We start from the raw sequence: 18137 nt of genomic DNA on the forward strand, positions 1-18137 counted from the left end.
GTTAGATTATTCTGGATCCCGTCAGGCGGGATTCTGAAGGAACACCAACCGAAGAGTGTGTGATGCGTCCACTAAGCATACTAGTCGTTGACGATGAGCAACTGCAACGCGAGACACTTGCGTCGATCTTGTCTGAGGACGGCTATCACGTAACCACCGCTAGCGATGTCCATGCGGCTGCCGAGGCCTTGACAGAGGGCAATTTTGAGGCGGTCCTTACGGATTTTAGGATGCCCGGCGGATCCGGGCTTGATGTCGCTCGCAAATCTAGTGAAGTGTGTCCCGAGGCTGCCATTCTCGTTATGACGGCCTATGCCGATGTTCAGGGTGTGATCGACGCCATGAGACTTGGGGTTGTTGACTACTTGCTAAAGCCGCTCAACGTTGAGTCATTGCTGCGAAGACTAGCGATCATCCGTGATCGACGTGCATTGCAGCTTGAGGTCAACTTTCTCCGCGGTGAAATGAACAGACAGACTGATCCTGGCACCTTGCTCGGTGAGTCAGCTCCGATGCTCGAAATTGGCAAGATCATCGAGCAAGTGGCGCAAACCCGCGGGACGGTGCTGATCACAGGGGAAAGTGGTACTGGCAAAGAGGTCGTGGCTCGCTCCATTCACCGGATGAGTCCTCAGGCGACCAATAAATTTGTCGCTATAAACTGCGGCGCCCTGCCGGAAAACTTGCTGGAGAGTGAGCTCTTCGGCCATAAAAAGGGGGCCTTTACGGGGGCGCTGGCAGACAAGCAGGGGCTTTTTGCTGTCGCAAGTGAGGGCACACTCTTTCTCGATGAAATTGGCGAGATGCCGAAAAACCTCCAGGTTAAACTCTTACGCGCGCTCCAGGAGAGGGAGATCACACCGGTTGGTGATACTAAATCGATCAAGGTGAATTTGCGTGTCATCGCCGCAACCAACCGTGATTTGGCAGCAGAGGTGGCGCAAGGTCATTTTCGACAAGATCTCTTCTACCGCCTGAATGTGGTAGAGATAAAGATGCCACCACTGCGCGAGCGTCGTGATGATATCCCTATGCTAGCCCGCCATTTTGTCGAGAAATATACGAAAGAGCTAGGACGACCCATGCGCCCCCTGTCCAGTGACGCTATCCGGCATCTTGTATCCTATCCTTGGCCAGGAAATGTTCGAGAACTTGAAAACATCATCGAACGCGCCATTATTCTCAGTAAAAATCAAGATCGCATCGATGTGGACGACTTCCCGGTGACGCTTACCGCATCATCGCAGGCGTCGACGCTACCGCAGAAGTTGGACGACGCACTAAGGGTCTTCGCGCGGGATCACATACTACAGGTACTATCGAGTGTGTCTGGTGATAAAAAGGAGGCCGCTAAAGCCCTTGGTATGAGTCTATCAAGCCTATACAGAAAACTAGAGGAACTCGATATCTCCTCAAAACGCTTGGATGATCCGCGGTGAGGTGGCCACGTCCCTTACGAAGGATCGGCTGGCGTATATTTACGCTTTTCGGGCTGCTGCTGGTCGGCGTGGCATTATTATTCAGTGTCACGGGACTTAAGTTTGCCGATGAGACGATCAGAGCTAATGCCGAGAACGAGCTGCGTATCATGTCGATCAACTTATCGCGGCAGGTACAAAGGCAGCTCAACCACATTGAGGAGACTCTAGACTCACTGGAGAACCACGGTTTTCTACTAGAGGAACTGCGACGAAGTGAGCCAAATAAAACGGAGATCGAAGAGTTTTTACAGAATAGGCTCACCTCACTAGCGCTATTTGAAGAGCTAGCGGTCTACAATCGCAACGGTACCTGTGTCGGCGCTACCGATCCAAGCTGGTACGACATACCCGGGAAGCAGCAAGCGTTCTTTATCTCTGGACTGCGCCAGTTTAACTTCTCGGATATCTACACATCCGATGAAGGGAAGATTCAGCTCGTATCGACGCCGATTAGCAATGGCACCATCACCAAAGGTGTCTTGGTGGGACAAGTCAACATGTCCTGGATCTATGATGTGATGGATCAGCAGCTTGGGGTGCTGCCGAATACTGATGCCTTTTTGATCGATTCAGCACTTCGGTTTATTACCCCGGGTAAGACCGGTATCGACCGACTCCTGGAGAGTCATTTGATTGCGACGCCACTCATTAAGCACTTAAATCAGGAGTTTTGGGTAGGTCAGTACCCCAACTTCAACGGCAGTCAGGTGTTAGGTACGGTATCTAAGATTCCCAACCGCCGCTGGTACGTTGTTGTTGAGCGGGATCTGGTCGAGGTCACGCGCCCTATCAAATCGGCTGCAAAAGTTATTCTCGCTGCGACCGTGGTCCTGATTGGACTGCTCATACTGCTCACCTATTTGTTAACAAGATCGATCACGCGTCCACTTATGACGCTCGTTGATGGGGCGCAACGTGTGGCTACAGGTGATTTTGCGCAGCCATTCACTATTCCCGAAGGTATTGACGAGGTGGCCTTTCTCGCTTCTGAATTCGATAAGATGCGCAGTAAAGTTGCGGCTTTTCAAGAACGGATACTCGAGCGCCTAGAGGAGAGCGAGCGTAAACTCATAGACAGTGAGCGACTCGCTGCTATCGGCACGCTGGCATCTAGTTTGGCGCATGAAATTCGTAATCCCCTCAATGCTATGTCCCTGCTCCTGTCGCGCCTAGAGCTAGCCAAAAGCAGCGATGCCGTGAGAGTGCAGGTCACTAAAGATCTGCGCGGGGAAATAGGTCGCCTTGACCGTTTAGTTTCAAGCATCCTTGATTATGCTCGTCCCCTAAACTTGCAATTGCAGACAACCGATCTGGGGGCCTTAGTGAAGAATACCGTAGAGCTTTATCGAGGCGTTTTTGAGGGTAAGCAGATTCGCTGTGACGTCATTGTAAGTCCCAAGCAGTTGAAGCTAAATCTCGATCCAGACCGGGTCAAACAGGCTTTAGTAAATCTCATACAAAATGCCGTGGAAGCGATGTCGATCAATGGCCGATTAACAGTGGACGTGCAAGCCGATGGTAATGCGGCGAAAGTCATCCTGCGCGACGATGGTATCGGACTGCCCTCGCATCCAGCTGGCAGGCTGTTTGACCTCTTCTTTACAACCAAGGAGAAAGGTACCGGACTAGGACTCAGTACAGTCAAAAAGATTATGGATGCGCACCGCGGCGAAGTGGCTATCGGACCCAGAAGTGACCTCGCGGGGGGTAGCAGGCAGCGTGGGTCAGAGGTAGCCTTGAGTTTTCCGCTAAATTCTCAAATTTGAGAAACTGGCCGAGAAAAATTCTCAGAACTGCGACTTCTTGGCTACCCGGCCAGAATTATTAGGCAATTATTTCAGCTGGTTATTCTGGCAGGTGGGGTCGGTGCGTATTGGCCACAATCCTGCAAGGAGTAAGGTTATTGGCCGGTATTGAATCGGCAACGAACTTTCATCCGAAGGAGTATGACTATGCTTTTCCGTAACATCCTCGTTGGCGTTTCCCTTGCCGCTCTCACCAGCTCGGTAGCAATGGCAAAAGGCGCAAAAAAAGAGCCAAACTGTGAAGTGAATGGCAAAAAAGTCTACGTGAAAGACGAAGCTGCTTGCACCAAGAAGCATGGCACCTGGGCCGCTCCAGCTGCTGAGCCAGCTGCTGCTGAGCCAGCTGCTGCAGCACCCGCTGCTGAGACCGCTCCTGCTGCAGGCGACGCTCATGGAGAAGGCCATAAATAATTAGGCCGACTTCTCTGAGAAGAGATGCTAGCCACTGGGCGTATGCCTAGTGGCTCTTTTTGTTTACTGGCGGCGTTTAACTTGGGTGACTATTCCGATACGTTCGAGTGCCCTGATCAGTATCATTGTTGGATCAATTTCCCACCACTTGATGCCTGCACGGGCCACATCGGGAAAGGCATGGTGGTTATTGTGCCAACCCTCCCCAAAGGCGACCACTGCAACCCACCAGGTGTTGGTTGAACCATCATCGGAGTCAAAGTTGCGGTAAGTAGCAACAATCCGAGCGCACACTTGCAGTGTGATTTGCTGGATGTCTTTAGAAAGCCAACTCGGGTATGGATCCGCATAGCCTACAAGAAAAACGTCGATTTCTCCGTGATTCACCGGAGAGACCGCCCCAGCTTTTGTGCTTGCAATCGCTTGACTCATGGAAATCCTCCAGAGTGATCCACTAAATGCGCGCGCTTTTCGGTATTTTCGGCGTTTCCCTTAACATCTTCTTTGTAATTAATTGGTAAAAGCGCCATTTTTTCGGTCATCTGACCGGTGTCTTTCGGCAGATTCAGATGTTACGGTGCTCTTTTACAGATTGGTGACATTCTTTTTACAGGTGGAGATAAAGAATCTTCCGATAACGGGGTTATAGTGGTGCTAACCGAGTGATTCGGCGTCCTGCACCCATTAGTCCGGGGGTAGTCATATGATTATCGTCTATTTTTTCATTGCCCACTACTTCTTATCTATCTTCTGCCAGACCTTCTTCCTGCATAGGTACGGCGCGCACCAGATGTTCACGATGAACAAGTTCTGGGAGCGTTTTTTTCATCTTCTCACTTATGTGGCTCAGGGTTCGTCTTACCTGAATCCTCGTGGTTATGCGCTTTTGCACAGGCAGCATCACGCTTATAGCGATACTCCGCGCGATCCGCATACCCCCACCATGTACGGCAACGTGATGGCGATGATGTGGGATACGAAGAAACGATACCAAGATATCTGCGAGCGCACGGTCGAGGTGGAAGGAGCGTTTACGAGGGAGCGGTACCCGGAGTGGCCGCTACTTGACAAAATCGGATTTAACCGGCTATCAAGCGTGGCTTGGGTAGTCTTTTACGTAGCGTTCTATGCTACATTTGCTACTGCCTGGTGGCAGTGGTTGCTACTGCCCGTCCAGATCCTGATGGGGCCGGTGCATGGTGCGATCGTCAACTGGTGTGGTCACAAGTACGGCTACCGCAACTTTAAAGTGAGCGATCAGTCACGCAACACGCTGCCGTTTGATTTTGTCACGTTCGGCGAGCTTTTCCAAAACAACCATCATCGGTTCGGGCTAGACCCCAATTTCGCCAAACGTTGGTTCGAGATCGATCCTACCTACCAGATCATCAAGGTGCTTGCTGCATTACATATTGTAAAGTTGCCACCGAAGAAACAAAATGAAGTGGAAGAAATCAGAGTGGTTGTTCCCTTCGCCGAGGCAAAATAGGCCGGTTGGCCCGCTTGACCTTCCGTGGGGACACTTGGATCCCCCTCCCCCGGAGGACAGTCGCCGTGCAGGATGAAAAACAAAGTCGAGATCGTCGGTCCTTCCTTCAGAAAGCGAGTTTGCTCCTGGCAGCCGGTACGGTTGATGGAATTTTTTCATCAGCTTTGGCCAAAAGTGTGGTCTTGCCTTTTGCCAATGGTGAGCGCCCTTTGGTTGCTTATCCTCAGAAGCGTCCCCTGATACGTCAAACGACGCGCCCCCCTCAGCTAGAGACACCTTTTAGTGTATTCAAAGAGGGTGTCCTCACGCCCAATGATGCGTTCTTCGTCCGCTATCACCTAGCTAATGTACCTCTGTCTATCGATATCGAATCCTACCGCCTGAATGTATCAGGCCTAGTGGACCGCCCATTGTCTTTGTCTCTAACCGAATTGCGCACACAATTCAAAGAATCCGAGATTGTTGCTGTCAATCAGTGCTCTGGAAATAGCCGCGGGTTTGTCGAACCGCGGGTGGGTGGCGGTCAACTTGCTAACGGTGCCATGGGTAATGCCAAGTGGCGCGGCATTCCCCTTAAACTCGTGCTCGACCGAGCTGGAGTTAAGTCTGGAGCGCGGCAAGTCACGTTCAATGGCTTGGATGCACCACTCTTGCCGACGACGCCAGATTTCATCAAGGCGCTAGACATCGTTCACGCTCGCGATGGTGAGGTGCTGCTCGCGTATGCCATGAACGATGCTGATTTACCGCTACTCAATGGCTACCCACTGCGTCTTGTCGTGCCCGGATATTACGGTACTTACTGGGTTAAGCATCTGAGTGACATTCATGTGGTGGATCAAGAGTTCCAGGGATTCTTCATGGGTAAGGGCTACCGCATCCCCGACAATGACTGTGGCTGTGTCGTACCAGGTACTACTGCAAAGACGACAAGACCCATCGGCAAAATGGTAGTGCGGTCCTTCATCACTAGCCTCGAGCCAGGTGCGGCCCTGCGCGTTGGGCAAGTCACCGCGGTACATGGTATTGCTTTTGACGGTGGTAGCGGGATCCGCGCCGTCGATTTGTCGCTTGATAACGGCACTACTTGGCAAAGTGCAAAGCTTGGACGCGACTACGGGCGCTACTCATTCAGGCCCTGGCGATTTGATCTCACTTTAAACACTAAGGGCAGTCACCACCTTTTGGTCCGCGCTAGCGCTAATGATGGACAGGTTCAGCCGATGGAAGCTACTTGGAACCCCTCTGGCTACCGACGCAATGTGATCGAATCGTTACCTGTGGTGGCAATATGAAGACACTATGGATAGCGCTGGCGCTCATGCTGGTAACTGAAGGCGTTAAGGCCAATGTTGCGATCTCGTTACCTGAAGAGTCAGCTGTATATCGTAATGGTCCCGGCGTTGATATGGCCAATGCCTATTGCATGGGGTGTCATTCTGCGGATTACGTCCTCACCCAGCCTCCTGGCATGCCACGTGCATTCTGGACGGCAGAGGTAAAAAAGATGAAAGAGGTTTTCGGCGCACCCGTCCCTGATGATCAGGTTAAAGGCATTGTCGACTATTTAGTAAACACTTACGGCGATGCCAGAAAAAAGTGATCTATGTTTAAAGCGGTCTTTCTGATGATTGGCGTCATTTGCACAGGCTTATCGATTGCTTTTGCTGACTATTGGCTGAGTAAGCTAGGACTCAAAGAGCTGGTTGGTGCGCGCGAGTATGCGGTCTTTTTTTGGGCCGGTGGTATCGCTCTGACGGGAGCTTTATCTACGTGGTACTTAGCTAACGATATGGCCGTATGGTCGGTTGGAGCGGAATACGTCAAAAGCGATGAACCATCTTTGGCAAATATCCAGGCATTGGTTGCCGCACTGAGCTTGGCAGCAGGACTAAAGCATCAGCCTAAACTCGCAGTTTACCCGGTCCAAGACATCAACGCCATCGTCGTAGCGCGGAGCCGGCGGAGCAGCACCATTGCCATTTCAAAGGGAGCTCTCGATCGCGCGGATGATTCACAAATGCGTGCGATCATTGGTTACTGTGTGACTAAGATAGCGTCAGGTGAAATTATTCCCTTACTGTTGCTGCAAGGCGTAGTCATGGCATTTACGCTGTTCCCCACGAGGATGTTTGCACTACTTCTCGGCACCTCGCTGCGTACAGCTGAGGAGGACACCCCATCCGACACGATTGAGCGAGTTTTGACCGCGATTCTAGAAGTGCTGTTTCTACCGTTTACTGCCTTACTCATCCGTTACTATAGTCGCGAGATTGAAAATAGAGCTGATCGTCGTGCTGCGGCTATTTTGGGTGCTGACAGGTTTAAGACTGCACTGAAAACTCTAGAGTCTGAATCGGCTCCGAGAGTATTTCGTGAGTCATACGCGCTGCCGCACAAGTTTGGTATGACCAAACTGCCACGCCTATGGCTACTTGGATTTCACGCAAGTTACGGTTTGCGCGCGCAGCGACTGGACGTCTAGTGACGTGTATTATGGCAAGAGACCGCTCATTTGCGTCGTGCTTGGCGTAGCCAGGTGCTTATGTAGCGCGACCGATAGAGCCCTAATAAGCCACCAAGGAAAAGCCCGATCACATGCTGGGTGTTGGCCACACCTGGTATGACTCCTACTAAACACAAAACCAGCCATGCCATCATGATAAAAGTGGTGCCAGGCCCGAGTTCATAGGGTGAGTTGTATTGGTGTCGGCTCATGATCCAAGCGTAGCCAAGCATCGCATACACAACCCCTGACATACCTATAAACATGGGTCCTGTGGCGAGGTACTCGGCGGTATTTACTAGAACCGAAATTATTAGTGTGAACAGTAATAAAAAGCGTGACCCCTCATGGATTTCCATGGCGCCACCAAGTTGATAGATCCACATCATATTAAACAATAGGTGCCAGATCCCACCATGCAAGAATATTGGTGTTACAAGTCGCCAAATTTGACCGTGCATAATCTCTGGGAAATTACCCCCGAGATATTCGGAAAAGTAGAGTAGACGGGAGAATCCGCCTAGCCCCGGCAGCCCACTAGCTAAAGTGGCGAGAACCGAGAGTCCGATCAGAACGATTGTGATAGGCATTTGTCGTGACGGTGAGCGGGCAAAAATCTCATTGCGGACATCAATCATGCGACCGCGCTCACTGACTTTTGCCTTTGACACTGCATTCGTTGTAGTGATGTGGGTGCTGGGTGCCAGAGATTTGGCTTGAAAGCGAACGTCTTCAGGCGCTGTCTGGAAGTCACGGAGATGCTGCTCAGCAGTATCTAGGTGATCCTCGTTGATGATCCAAATCATAACTTGGTCGTGATCGTCGTCACGTAGTTCGCAGTCGATACCTTGGTGCTGGAGGAATCTGGAAAACCTCTCTGCATCACCCTTGGGCATGGCCTCACCTAGTCGTCTCATGCACCTAACTCCCTTTTTATCTGCTGCAACAACTGACTATCTTCGACCTGGTCAAACGGTTTTGCAATCGACCAATCGTAGAACCAGATGGGCTTACTGGCTAAATCCGGATGTTCATCTTTGTACCGTGGGACCACATGCGCATGTAATGCCGGTTCTAAGTTACCCAGCATTTCATAATTCATACGTACTGCTCCGGTCACACGGAGTAAGGCATCACCAAGGCGCGCCATGTCACTGAGAAAGCAGTCTCGATCCCGACCGTTCAGGGCATTTAAGTGGGGCACCACTGGGTCTGGGAGCAGCAAGCAGTAACCCCGCAAGATCTGCCTCTCCCCGAGGATGGCCCATCCCGAATCAAGTCTTGCAATGACATTAGGCAACTGGCCACTGCGCGCAGCTGTAACAAATTTATGGATAGCGGTAGTCACTTGTGCCGAAGTCCTATGCGGATCAGATCGCTCGCAAAAAAGCCACCCAGTCAGACCTGGGTGGCTTAATAGCCTTAGCGTGTAAAGGCGGATCCTAGATCGCCGCTCGCCACTGTTAAGTTTACGAGTTCATCGATCTAGGGAACCAATTACCAGCGGTTGCCGTCGAAGCTACCGCGGCTAGAGCCAGAACGTGGGCCGCCGCCGCCAGTGCGTGGACGCTCTTCTGCCTCGTTAACTTTGATGTTACGACCGTCAAGGGCCGCGCCGTTCATCTCTTGGATGGCGCTACGAGCTGACGTCGCGTCTAGAAAGGTCACAAAGCCGAAACCGCGTGAACGACCGGTCTCACGATCCAAGATAACCTTGGCTTCGTCAATATCACCGAAACGTGCGAACGCTTGACGCAAACCGTCATCGTTGGTGTTCCAGCTCAAGCCGCCCACAAATAACTTCCTAGTCATACTCACTCTTCCCTTGCAAACTGGCACAGCTCAGCCGTGCACTGATCTCTCGACAGCGGCCAAAACCTTACATTTCGACCAACTGAGCCCCACCACGATCGGCAGGACTAGAGCGATGAGTTACCATATCTGGCGGTCTGCCGCCATGGGAAACAGGGGCTGTCGTGGGCCTTCGCCCATGGTCTTTCAAATAGCATATAGAAGTTGAGTACTTAAGACTTTCCCTAGGGATTGCAATCAGCTTACATTGATGGGATGATGAATGGATAGGACGTTACTGATAAGGTTATAGCTTAGTTAGCTAGTGCAATACTTTTAAGGACGAGGGAACCATGAATACCGGAGCAGGCATTGTAGGTGGATTGGTAGTGGGAGCAATTATCGGTTACGGAGCAGCTAGTCTCAAGGGCGGCGGCAAGTTTGAGGACATCACCCTCTTCGAACTCGACGGCGCCAAGTACAAGGAGTCGGATCTTCCGGCCGATATCCGTTCGAATCTCTACGATATCCGCGCTGAGGCGTTCGATCGTCAAAATGCGCTCATCAACCAATTTGCTCTTCAGTTTGGGTTAGCTAAGGACAAGGACAAGAACGTTAAAGCTGACTCCATCCCAGCCTTTGATGTGCTAGTCGAGACGCCTGCACCTACCGATCAGGAGATCATGCAGGTTTACGAAGCTAACAAAGCCCGCCTCCCCGAAAATACCCCCATCGATCAGGTAAAACCTGAGATCGAGCGTTATCTGCGCACCCAGAAATTGACCGACGCTGTCCGCGCTAAGAATCAGGAATTCGTGGCAAAAAAGCGCTTTGTTATGTTAGCGCCAGAGCCCACCTCGCCAAAAGTTAATATAGTCTTGGACGGCTACGGTGCCCGGGGACCAGCCGGGTCGCCAAACGTCGTGGTTGAAGTGGCCGACTATCTCTGCCCCAACTGCCAAGCGATGGCACCTGAGGTGGAGGCCACCTACAAAGAGCTAGGCGACAAGTTCCGCTTTGTGGCAGTGCCTTACGCGCTTCAGCCAGCTGGCTTGAGTGGCACCTTGGCACGCGGTGCATTCTGTGCCCGTCAGCAGGGTGACGACGCGTTCTGGAAGTACCATGAGAAGACTTTTGCCACCGCGAAAGAGAAGGGTTGGAAGCTGTCTGACCCAGATTCTAAGGATTTTGTCGTTGCCCTCGCAGCAGAGGCCGGCATCGACCAGGCTAAAATCGATGCTTGTGTGAATTCTCCAGAAGCCGCCAACTTTGTGAAGAACACCACCGACAACATGCGCAAGTCGGGTGTCACGGGCACACCTAGCTTCTTCATGAACAACCGTCGCATGTCCTTGGCTAACAAGTCGTTCAAGGATGTTGTGAAGGCCACCGTACAGCCAACCAGTCACTAAGATTCCAGCTTAGTCGGTTTAGATCCTAGTAAATCCAGCCATTTGCGTCCACATGGACACAAATCGGCTGGATTTGTGCTATAAGGCGCGGGCTTCGTCAGTGACGAACGCCTCTAACCTCGACCGACCAAACAGGGACATTTTAGTCATGACACTGCGCCTCAAGGACGTCGAACTCCCAGTCAACGCTGCTGGTGACGACCAGTTGCTTCATGCTGTTGCCACCAAGTTGTCAGTCGATCCATCCACGGTAAAGTCGCTCATCATTCGCAAGAAGTCCCTCGATGCCCGGCGTAAAGCTCGGATCGTTTACCATTATCAAGTCGATGTCGATGTTTACAACGAGCCCAGCGTTCTTGCCCATGCTGGTGGGGTGGCTGAAGCTGTAGGCCCGGAAGCGGTCGCTGATCCGCTTGATGGCTTACCTGCCGGCCCTTATCGATTTAGGCACATGCCGATCATTATTGGCAGCGGACCCGCTGGTACCTTTGCAGCGATTGCACTGGCTCGGGCTGGACAACCCTGTCTAATCGTTGAGCGCGGTGAGCCTGTTGAGCAACGTCTCCGTACGGTTGGAAAGCTCAGGCGGGACGGAAGCTTCGATTCGGAAAGTAATTACTGTTTTGGCGAGGGTGGTGCTGGGACCTTCTCCGACGGTAAATTAACTTGTGGTCGTAATCACCCATTGGTCAAATTTTTGTTTCAACAATGGGTCGACTACGGTGCGCCTGCCGAGATTCTTTACGAGGCTCATCCCCATATCGGTACGGATTACCTCCTGCGTATTGCCAAGAACCAAAGGACGGCACTCGAAGCTGCTGGCTGTGAGTTTCTCTTCAAGCGTCGCTTTGTTGATGTGCAGAGTGGTGGGACCGAGGCCAGGTACCGCGTCACTCTTGACGACGGTGTCACCTACAAGACGGATCATCTCATCTTGGCCATCGGTCACTCAGCGCGTGACACCTACGAGATGTTACTTGATCGTGGACTAGCCATAGCGCCTAAGCCTTTTGCCGTTGGTGCCCGCTTTGAGCATCCGCAGGAAGTCATAAATAAGATTCAGTTTGGTAGTTGCGAGATACTGCCGGCAGCAGAATATAAACTCGCTGCGCATGCTCAAGATCGCGGCATTTGGACCTTCTGTATGTGTCCAGGTGGACATTTGCTCCCGACCAACGCTCAACCCGGACATTTAGCTATCAACGGCATGAGCTATCATGCGCGCAACAGTGGTTTTGCTAACGCTGCAGTTGTAGTGAACGTGCTGCGCGAAGATTATTACCGCGGTCATCCCCTTGATGGTGTGAAATTTCAGGCTGCTATTGAGAAGGCTGCCTTTGCCGCTGGTGGGGGTAATTATCACTCACCTGCTCAGCGGATGGTCGATTTTATGGCTGGCCGCCTCAGTCGTGGGGACATGAAATCTACTTACGAGCCGGGCGTCACGAGTGCACGGCTCGACAAGATTTTACCGGAATTTATCGCATCAGCCCTGAAAGAAGCCGTCGTCGATTATAATAAAAAAATGCGCGGCTACATCGCGCCCGACGCCCTTGTGGTCGGCGTCGAGACTAAAACCTCATCGCCCATAGTGATGACCAGGGACAGAAATCTCCAGTCAGTCAGTCATCCTGGATTGTTCCCGTGCGGTGAGGGCGCAGGATTTGCCGGCGGCATCGTTAGCGCATCTCTTGATGGCGTGCGCGTTGGGCGCGCAGTTCTGGATGATGCTATCGATTCAGCGCTAGCTCAGCGTTTGAACTGAATTAGTCGGGAAATCGCGGTCGACCACCGTGATCTCCTGGCGTTTAGCGAGCCTGTATTCGGCAAAGGTGTCGTCAACGATGTGTTGCCGCATCTCCGCCATCAGTTCGCCGTAGAAGTGCAGGTTGTGCTGCGTAATCATGTGCCAGCCTAAGCCCTCAGAGGCTTTGGTCAAATGATGCAAATAGGCACGCGTGTAATTTTGACACGTGTAGCAGGTGCACTCGTCGTCAATTGGCACATCATTAAATTTGTAAACGCTGCGTCTGAGGCGCACTAATCCCCTGTGGGTAAACGCTGTGCCTTGCTGCGCCAGAGCAGACGGCAAAATACAATCAAACATATCAACGCCGCGGTGAACCGCCTCAAGCAGATCAATGGGAGTACCCACGCCCATTAAGTAACGTGGTAGATGATCGGGTAGCATCGACGTGGCGAGTCCACAAAAGTGCTCGCGTTCGTCTTTGGTTTCACCCACGGCTAGACCACCGATGGCAAAGCCGTCAAACGGATGCTCCCTCAAGAAGCTGGCACTCTCGCGTCGCAGATTCTCATCGCAGGCGCCTTGAACGATGGCGAATAATGACTGAGGACTATCCTCGCGCGCAGCTAAACTACGCAATGCCCAGCGATGGGTCCGTTCCATCGCCTTTGCGGATACGTCATAGGTGCTGGTAGAGGGCACGCAGACGTCTAATACCATCATGATGTCGCTACCTATGGCGCGCTGCGTCGCAATGCTGACCTCGGGGCTCAGCAGTATCGCTTTGCCGTCGACATAACTGCGAAAACTTGCGCCCTCTTCAGTGATACGCCGCTCTTTTGGCAGGGAAAAAATCTGAAATCCTCCCGAGTCCGTTAGAACTGGTCCATCCCAGTTCATGAAACGGTGGATACCGCCAAAGTGACGGAATACTTCCGGTCCTGGGCGCAGCAACAAATGATAGGTGTTAGCAAGCAGCACTTGCGCCCCAACTGCACGAAGTTCCTCGACGCGCATCCCTTTAACTGTGGCCTGTGTACCAACGGGCATAAACACTGGAGTACGTACTTGGCCATGAAGTGTTTGCATAGTGCCAGCGCGTGCCTGCGACGCGGTGGCCGCTGCCACGAGATTAAAGGAGAGACGGCTCATGTCAGTTTGCTTTCGAGCTCTGCCCAGCGGGCATATAAGTTGTCGACTTTGGTCTGAGCTTGTTCAAGCGCAGCAAAGGCTTCGGTGGATTTAAGAGCAGACGTCGCAACGGCAGGATCTTCGGCCTGACTTTGCGCAAGTTCGAGCGCTGCTTCAGCTGCGGCTATGGCCGATTCCATGCCGTCGTACTCTCGTTGTTCGAGATAGGACAGGCGCTTCGTGCTCGGTTTTGGGCGAGTAGTATTCTTGCCATTAGCGGCTGACGAATCGGCGGCGCTCTCCGTTTTATCCGACGAGCGTGTCTTACCTAGCGTGTCCTCCCACTGCTCGATGTCAGCAAAGAGTCCCACGTTACCCGTGCCATCGAGACCAATGAGGAGATTTGTGATCTGGCCCAGAAAATAACGGTCATGCGAGACAAGGACTATAGCACCTGGGAAATCCTGCAGACTCTCTTCAAGAGCCTCAAGAGTGGGGATGTCAAGATCGTTGGTCGGCTCATCCAGTAGAAGTACATCAGCCGGAGCTAGCATCAGCTTAGCCACTAGGGCTCTCGCTTTTTCACCGCCGGAGAGATCCTCGATCCGCAGCTGTAGTTGCTCGGGACGAAACTGAAAACGCCGCGCCCAACTAGCAAGATGGATGGAACGCCCGCGAAAAACGACCGAGTCACTACCATCGCCAAAGAAATCGCTGAGCTTTACTGCTCCGTCAAGTTTGCTCCGCTCCTGATCAAAGTAAACAACTTTAAGGTTATCGGCAAAATCAATAGCGCCGCCGTCAGGTTTAGATTCTCTCGCAAGCAGCTTAAGTAACGTCGTCTTACCGGTACCGTTGGCGCCCATGAGGCCAATGCTCATGCCGGGCATGACGACAAAACTTAGGTTGTCGACGATGGTACGATCACCAAGACGACGCGAGACATCTGTTAACTCTATCAGGCGTTTAGTTTTGCGACCGGTAGCGCTGAAATCAATTCTCGTCTCGCGATGGACTAGCCGCCCTTTAACCGCGTCAAGATCCTGAAGCAGTTTATTGGCTTCATCAATCCGGTACTGCGCTTTTGTCGTGCGCGCTTGCGCACCGCGACGCAGCCAGGCGACTTCACGACGGGCCTTATTTGCCAGAGTTTCGGACAGGCGTTGCTCACGTTCAAGATATTCAGCACGTTTTGTCAGGAACGACCCGTAATTACCATCGCTGATAAAAGAGCCAGTTGGATAAATGGGAGCCACTTCAAGAATGCGTGCAGCCACGCGCTCGAGCAGATAGCGATCATGACTGATCATCGCCCAGGCAAACGGCGCATGCTTAAGCACGCGCTCGAGCCAGAGGATGCCCTCAAGATCAAGGTGGTTGGTAGGCTCGTCGAGCAGCATGACGTCAGGTGCCTGCACCATGGCTATGGCGATGCTGAGACGCTTCTTCCACCCACCGGATAGACTGGAGATTTTGGCACTGGGATCAAAGCCAAGTTGCCCCTGCAGTTTTTGACTGCGGGCGCTAGCCTCGTCGGGATTGAGCGCTGAAGACTTAGCCGCCGCCGCGATAAGGTCACCCACTGTCTCGTCTGGCGGGAATGCCGCGGTTTGCTCGATGTAGGCAACGCGTAGGCCCCGCTGCCGCGTGATCAAGCCGCTGTCTGCCTCCTCGAGCGATGCAAGTAAACGCAAAAACGTAGACTTCCCAGCCCCATTGGGACCGATGATACCGAGGCGTTCCCCCGCGCTAACAGTCACCGATAGGGACTGGAACAGGGAGCGCCCATGGTAGGATTTGGCTAGATTTTGGCAGCTTATGAATATCGACATCGCGCGCCACTATGGCACCGACGTCGATAAATCTCAAGTCCTCACTCCGCATCCTGCAGATACAGAGTTTAGGTTTAATTTCCGCTTGCTTACATCGGACTAGAGTTGATTCATCGCCATCAAGCCGATCGCAAACATGCCAACCACAATCAGACCAATCAGCAGACGAGGTGTCCAGGCACTGTGATAGATTCCAGATAACGATGTTTTCGTAGTCTCAGGAGATTTAATCAGGCGCAGGTTAGCCCTCACCGGGAGCGCCAAGCCTGGGGTTTTCGATGCTTTGGAATGGTTCCCGACAGTGTCCTTAGTGGTAGCACTCAGGGTTGGTACCGAAGCAGGGCCTATGATGCGGTAGACGTCGTGGCTACAGTGGCCGCACTTACCGGTTACTGCTCTACTACGGTTGTCCAAGATCACGGTATGCGCATTCTTGGTCGGCGTGTGAGCCTGACACTTAAGGCAAAAGGCGTCTGGATAGTGACGCTTTTCGGCGCCAGTCAGTGGTGCTGTTGCCGTTGCCGCCTTGATTTTTGGCATGATGCGGTAAACTTCCGACGTGCAATGGGCGCACAGTCCCTTCAGCGCGCGCGTCTGATTGGCGAGTAGCACCGTGTGTTTCCCTTTTGTCTCGGTTTCCGTTCCGCATTTGACGCAGTAGGCATTTGGGTAGTGTTCAGAATCAGAGTGCTGCATCTTCGTGTCTCCTTGAGCGCAGACGACTATGCTACTCAGCAAAAACGAAGCCAGTTTATAAGTGTCCAAATTTATGAGTGTTTATACTTGTTAGATTCATGGGGCCAGCGACTGATAGCGCGACAGGTGTAAAAACTTCATGCGGCCGCAGAGCAGCATTTGCTCGATGTTGGCATTGTGAATCATGGCTCGGGATGATTATAGTCTTAGGTAACGCAGCTAAGTACCTGAACTATCTCATAAATAGGAGCCATCATGATTACCGACGTCAGTGCGCGTATGCCGTGGATCCGCGGTCGGATTTTGATAGGCGGTGAAATCGTCTCAAAAGGCTACGCGACGCGTGAAGTTTACAGCCAGTGTAGCGAGGACGGACAACCGGTCTTAATTGGTGAGACGCCCAATGTGGACGCTGACACTTTGATGTTGGCTGTAGATGCGGCGTCGAGGGCCTGGAATCGCGGTCAGGGCGCGTGGGCGCTGGCCCGGATGGAAGAGCGTTTGCACGCGCTCAGCGTTTTTAGGGAGAAAATGTGCGCCGCGCGCGGCATGGTGTGTCGCTCGCTCATGTGGGAGATCGGCAAAACCTGGGCCGATGCTCAAGGTGAGTTTGATCGCACGATCCAATACATAGACGATACGGTTGAGGAGGTTAAAAGGCTGGACCGGGACTCAAGCCGGTTTCAGTTTGTCGGTGGGCTTATGGCACAAATCCGCCGGGCCCCGCTGGGAGTGACATTGTGCATGGGACCATTCAACTACCCTCTTAACGAAACCTTCACAACACTCATCCCGGCTTTAGTCATGGGTAACACTGTGGTCGTAAAGATGCCACGCTACGGTCAGTTGCTGTGGGATTATTTGCTCGACGGATTTCAAGAGGCTTTTCCTCCCGGTGTGGTGAACATCGTTAATGGAGCCGGGCGTAATATTGTTGGACCGGCGATACAAAGCGGCAAGATCGATGTTCTGGCCTTTATCGGATCAAGCTCGGTAGCAAATAAAATAAAATTGTCGCATCCGAATCCGCATCGTTTGCGGAGCATTCTTGGGCTCGATGCAAAAAATCCAGCTATACTTCTACCTGATGCCACTGTTGACGTTGCTGCCACCGAATGTGTACGTGGAGCGCTGTCGTTCAACGGTCAGCGCTGTACGGCATTAAAGATGATCTTTGTACACCGTTCTATCGCTCACGAGTTTCACGAAGCCCTCGTGCAAAAAGTTGAGAGTTTGCCGCGCGGCATGCCTTGGGATCCAAACGTACAGTTGACGCCCTTGCCCGATGCAGGAAAGCCGGCTTATTTGGTCGATCTGATCACCGATGCCGTTAAATTAGGAGCGGTTTTAGCGAATCCTGGGCGCGGTGGTAAGGTCGCGGGGACGCTCTTTCACCCCGCTGTGTTGACGGATGTGCCGCTAACCGCGAAAATTGCCATGGAAGAGCAATTTGGCCCGGTGATTCCTGTGCACACCTACGATGATTTGGCCGCAGTGGAGGAGTATATCGTCGCATCTCAATACGGCGCTCAAGTCAGCATTTTCGGTCACGATCCGGAAGTTGTGGGTCCTCTGGTCGATCGTCTGGTGAATCAAGTGTGCCGCATTAATTTGAATGCTCAATGCCAGCGTGGTCCGGACGTCTTTCCATTCACCGGGCGCAAGAGCTCGGCAGAGGGTACGCTCAGCGTGCACGATGCACTGCGCTCTTTTAGTATTCGGTCTATGGTAGCGACTAAACAGGATAGCGTCGGAAAGGCAGTAGTGCGGGGCATACTCGACAGAGATTCGTCGCGCTTTTTGACAACGAATTTCTTGCTCTAATTAACAAAGTGG

Annotated in this window: 17 protein-coding genes; 10 read left to right on the plus strand and 7 right to left on the minus strand. The window is 52.5% G+C overall.

All coding sequences use genetic code 11. The features are described from left to right. Nucleotides 1–62 precede the first annotated feature (62 nt). The 3 genes from FJ146_01195 to FJ146_01205 all read left to right on the plus strand — a co-directional run bounded on the left by FJ146_01195 (nt 63) and on the right by FJ146_01205 (nt 3697). Complete coding sequence (locus FJ146_01195; protein ID MBM4250570.1) at nt 63–1439, plus strand: sigma-54-dependent Fis family transcriptional regulator; 1377 nt, start codon at nt 63–65, stop codon at nt 1437–1439. Then, nucleotides 1436–3247 (plus strand): HAMP domain-containing protein, encoded by a 1812-nt coding sequence (locus tag FJ146_01200; protein MBM4250571.1) that lies wholly within the window; start codon nt 1436–1438, stop codon nt 3245–3247. The genes FJ146_01195 and FJ146_01200 overlap by 4 nt, the downstream gene beginning before the upstream one ends. A 186-nt stretch (nt 3248–3433) precedes the next feature. Further along, nucleotides 3434–3697 carry a hypothetical protein gene (locus FJ146_01205; GenBank protein MBM4250572.1) on the plus strand — a complete coding sequence of 88 codons (264 nt, stop codon included), beginning with the start codon at nt 3434–3436 and terminating at the stop codon, nt 3695–3697. 63 nt (nt 3698–3760) lie between these two features. Here the strand turns inward: FJ146_01205 and FJ146_01210 are convergent, their stop codons facing one another. Beyond that, entirely contained in the window at nt 3761–4129 is a 369-nt protein-coding gene (locus FJ146_01210; protein MBM4250573.1) for a hypothetical protein, read from the minus strand. Nucleotides 4130–4400: 271 nt separating this feature from the next. On the opposite strand from FJ146_01210, the gene FJ146_01215 reads away from it, so the two are divergent. The 4 genes from FJ146_01215 to FJ146_01230 all read left to right on the plus strand — a co-directional run bounded on the left by FJ146_01215 (nt 4401) and on the right by FJ146_01230 (nt 7671). Further along, nucleotides 4401–5186, plus strand: coding sequence for an acyl-CoA desaturase (locus FJ146_01215; GenBank protein ID MBM4250574.1), 786 nt, complete (start codon nt 4401–4403; stop codon nt 5184–5186). A gap of 65 nt (nt 5187–5251) precedes the next feature. Next, complete coding sequence (locus FJ146_01220; GenBank protein MBM4250575.1) at nt 5252–6481, plus strand: oxidase; 1230 nt, start codon at nt 5252–5254, stop codon at nt 6479–6481. Then, complete coding sequence (locus FJ146_01225) at nt 6478–6789, plus strand: cytochrome c (protein ID MBM4250576.1); 312 nt, start codon at nt 6478–6480, stop codon at nt 6787–6789. Before FJ146_01220 ends, FJ146_01225 begins: the two co-directional genes overlap by 4 nt. 3 nt (nt 6790–6792) lie before the next feature. Then, nucleotides 6793–7671, plus strand: coding sequence for a hypothetical protein (locus FJ146_01230; GenBank protein ID MBM4250577.1), 879 nt, complete (start codon nt 6793–6795; stop codon nt 7669–7671). A 26-nt stretch (nt 7672–7697) separates the two neighbouring features. Here FJ146_01230 and FJ146_01235 read toward each other — a convergent pair whose 3' ends face one another. The 3 genes from FJ146_01235 to FJ146_01245 form a co-directional block, all read right to left on the minus strand. Continuing rightward, nucleotides 7698–8609 (minus strand): rhomboid family intramembrane serine protease, encoded by a 912-nt coding sequence (locus FJ146_01235; GenBank protein ID MBM4250578.1) that lies wholly within the window; start codon nt 8607–8609, stop codon nt 7698–7700. After that, nucleotides 8606–9028, minus strand: a complete 423-nt coding sequence (locus FJ146_01240; GenBank protein ID MBM4250579.1) for a hypothetical protein — start codon at nt 9026–9028, stop codon at nt 8606–8608. Before FJ146_01240 ends, FJ146_01235 begins: the two co-directional genes overlap by 4 nt. Nucleotides 9029–9189: 161 nt before the next feature. Further along, complete coding sequence (locus FJ146_01245) at nt 9190–9504, minus strand: RNA-binding protein (GenBank protein MBM4250580.1); 315 nt, start codon at nt 9502–9504, stop codon at nt 9190–9192. A gap of 332 nt (nt 9505–9836) precedes the next feature. Between FJ146_01245 and FJ146_01250 the strand changes: the two genes are divergently transcribed. After that, nucleotides 9837–10895 carry a DsbA family protein gene (locus FJ146_01250; GenBank protein MBM4250581.1) on the plus strand — a complete coding sequence of 353 codons (1059 nt, stop codon included), beginning with the start codon at nt 9837–9839 and terminating at the stop codon, nt 10893–10895. A 52-nt stretch (nt 10896–10947) separates the two neighbouring features. Then, nucleotides 10948–12660, plus strand: a complete 1713-nt coding sequence (locus FJ146_01255; GenBank protein MBM4250582.1) for an FAD-binding protein — start codon at nt 10948–10950, stop codon at nt 12658–12660. Here FJ146_01255 and tgt read toward each other — a convergent pair. The 3 genes from tgt to FJ146_01270 all read right to left on the minus strand — a co-directional run bounded on the left by tgt (nt 12640) and on the right by FJ146_01270 (nt 16301). Continuing rightward, nucleotides 12640–13794: a tRNA guanosine(34) transglycosylase Tgt gene (gene tgt, locus FJ146_01260; protein MBM4250583.1), complete on the minus strand. Its 1155-nt coding sequence runs from the start codon at nt 13792–13794 to the stop codon at nt 12640–12642. The genes FJ146_01255 and tgt overlap by 21 nt on opposite strands. Then, the gene (locus FJ146_01265) at nt 13791–15605 is read right to left on the minus strand and encodes an ABC-F family ATP-binding cassette domain-containing protein (GenBank protein ID MBM4250584.1); all 1815 of its coding nucleotides are present in this window, start codon (nt 15603–15605) and stop codon (nt 13791–13793) included. The genes tgt and FJ146_01265 overlap by 4 nt, the downstream gene beginning before the upstream one ends. 99 nt (nt 15606–15704) lie before the next feature. Then, complete coding sequence (locus tag FJ146_01270; protein MBM4250585.1) at nt 15705–16301, minus strand: hypothetical protein; 597 nt, start codon at nt 16299–16301, stop codon at nt 15705–15707. A gap of 255 nt (nt 16302–16556) precedes the next feature. Here FJ146_01270 and FJ146_01275 point away from each other — a divergent pair, with 255 nt between their 5' ends. After that, entirely contained in the window at nt 16557–18125 is a 1569-nt protein-coding gene (locus tag FJ146_01275; GenBank protein MBM4250586.1) for an aldehyde dehydrogenase family protein, read from the plus strand. Nucleotides 18126–18137: the final 12 nt, after the last annotated feature.

The sequence above is a fragment of the Deltaproteobacteria bacterium genome, from assembly GCA_016874735.1.
GTDB lineage: Bacteria > Bdellovibrionota_B > Oligoflexia > Oligoflexales > CAIYRB01 > CAIYRB01.

What these genes read in the sequence shown, in the direction of transcription:
- FJ146_01230 (MBM4250577.1), top strand. Translation starts at nt 6,793, where the DNA reads ATGTTTAAAGCGGTCTTTCTGATGATTGGCGTCATTTGCACAGGCTTA.
- tgt (MBM4250583.1), bottom strand. Translation starts at nt 13,794, where the DNA reads ATGAGCCGTCTCTCCTTTAATCTCGTGGCAGCGGCCACCGCGTCGCAG.
- FJ146_01225 (MBM4250576.1), top strand. Translation starts at nt 6,478, where the DNA reads ATGAAGACACTATGGATAGCGCTGGCGCTCATGCTGGTAACTGAAGGC.
- FJ146_01265 (MBM4250584.1), bottom strand. Translation starts at nt 15,605, where the DNA reads ATGTCGATATTCATAAGCTGCCAAAATCTAGCCAAATCCTACCATGGG.
- FJ146_01210 (MBM4250573.1), bottom strand. Translation starts at nt 4,129, where the DNA reads ATGAGTCAAGCGATTGCAAGCACAAAAGCTGGGGCGGTCTCTCCGGTG.
- FJ146_01250 (MBM4250581.1), top strand. Translation starts at nt 9,837, where the DNA reads ATGAATACCGGAGCAGGCATTGTAGGTGGATTGGTAGTGGGAGCAATT.
- FJ146_01205 (MBM4250572.1), top strand. Translation starts at nt 3,434, where the DNA reads ATGCTTTTCCGTAACATCCTCGTTGGCGTTTCCCTTGCCGCTCTCACC.
- FJ146_01245 (MBM4250580.1), bottom strand. Translation starts at nt 9,504, where the DNA reads ATGACTAGGAAGTTATTTGTGGGCGGCTTGAGCTGGAACACCAACGAT.
- FJ146_01255 (MBM4250582.1), top strand. Translation starts at nt 10,948, where the DNA reads ATGGACACAAATCGGCTGGATTTGTGCTATAAGGCGCGGGCTTCGTCA.
- FJ146_01215 (MBM4250574.1), top strand. Translation starts at nt 4,401, where the DNA reads ATGATTATCGTCTATTTTTTCATTGCCCACTACTTCTTATCTATCTTC.
- FJ146_01275 (MBM4250586.1), top strand. Translation starts at nt 16,557, where the DNA reads ATGATTACCGACGTCAGTGCGCGTATGCCGTGGATCCGCGGTCGGATT.
- FJ146_01235 (MBM4250578.1), bottom strand. Translation starts at nt 8,609, where the DNA reads ATGAGACGACTAGGTGAGGCCATGCCCAAGGGTGATGCAGAGAGGTTT.
- FJ146_01195 (MBM4250570.1), top strand. Translation starts at nt 63, where the DNA reads ATGCGTCCACTAAGCATACTAGTCGTTGACGATGAGCAACTGCAACGC.
- FJ146_01270 (MBM4250585.1), bottom strand. Translation starts at nt 16,301, where the DNA reads ATGCAGCACTCTGATTCTGAACACTACCCAAATGCCTACTGCGTCAAA.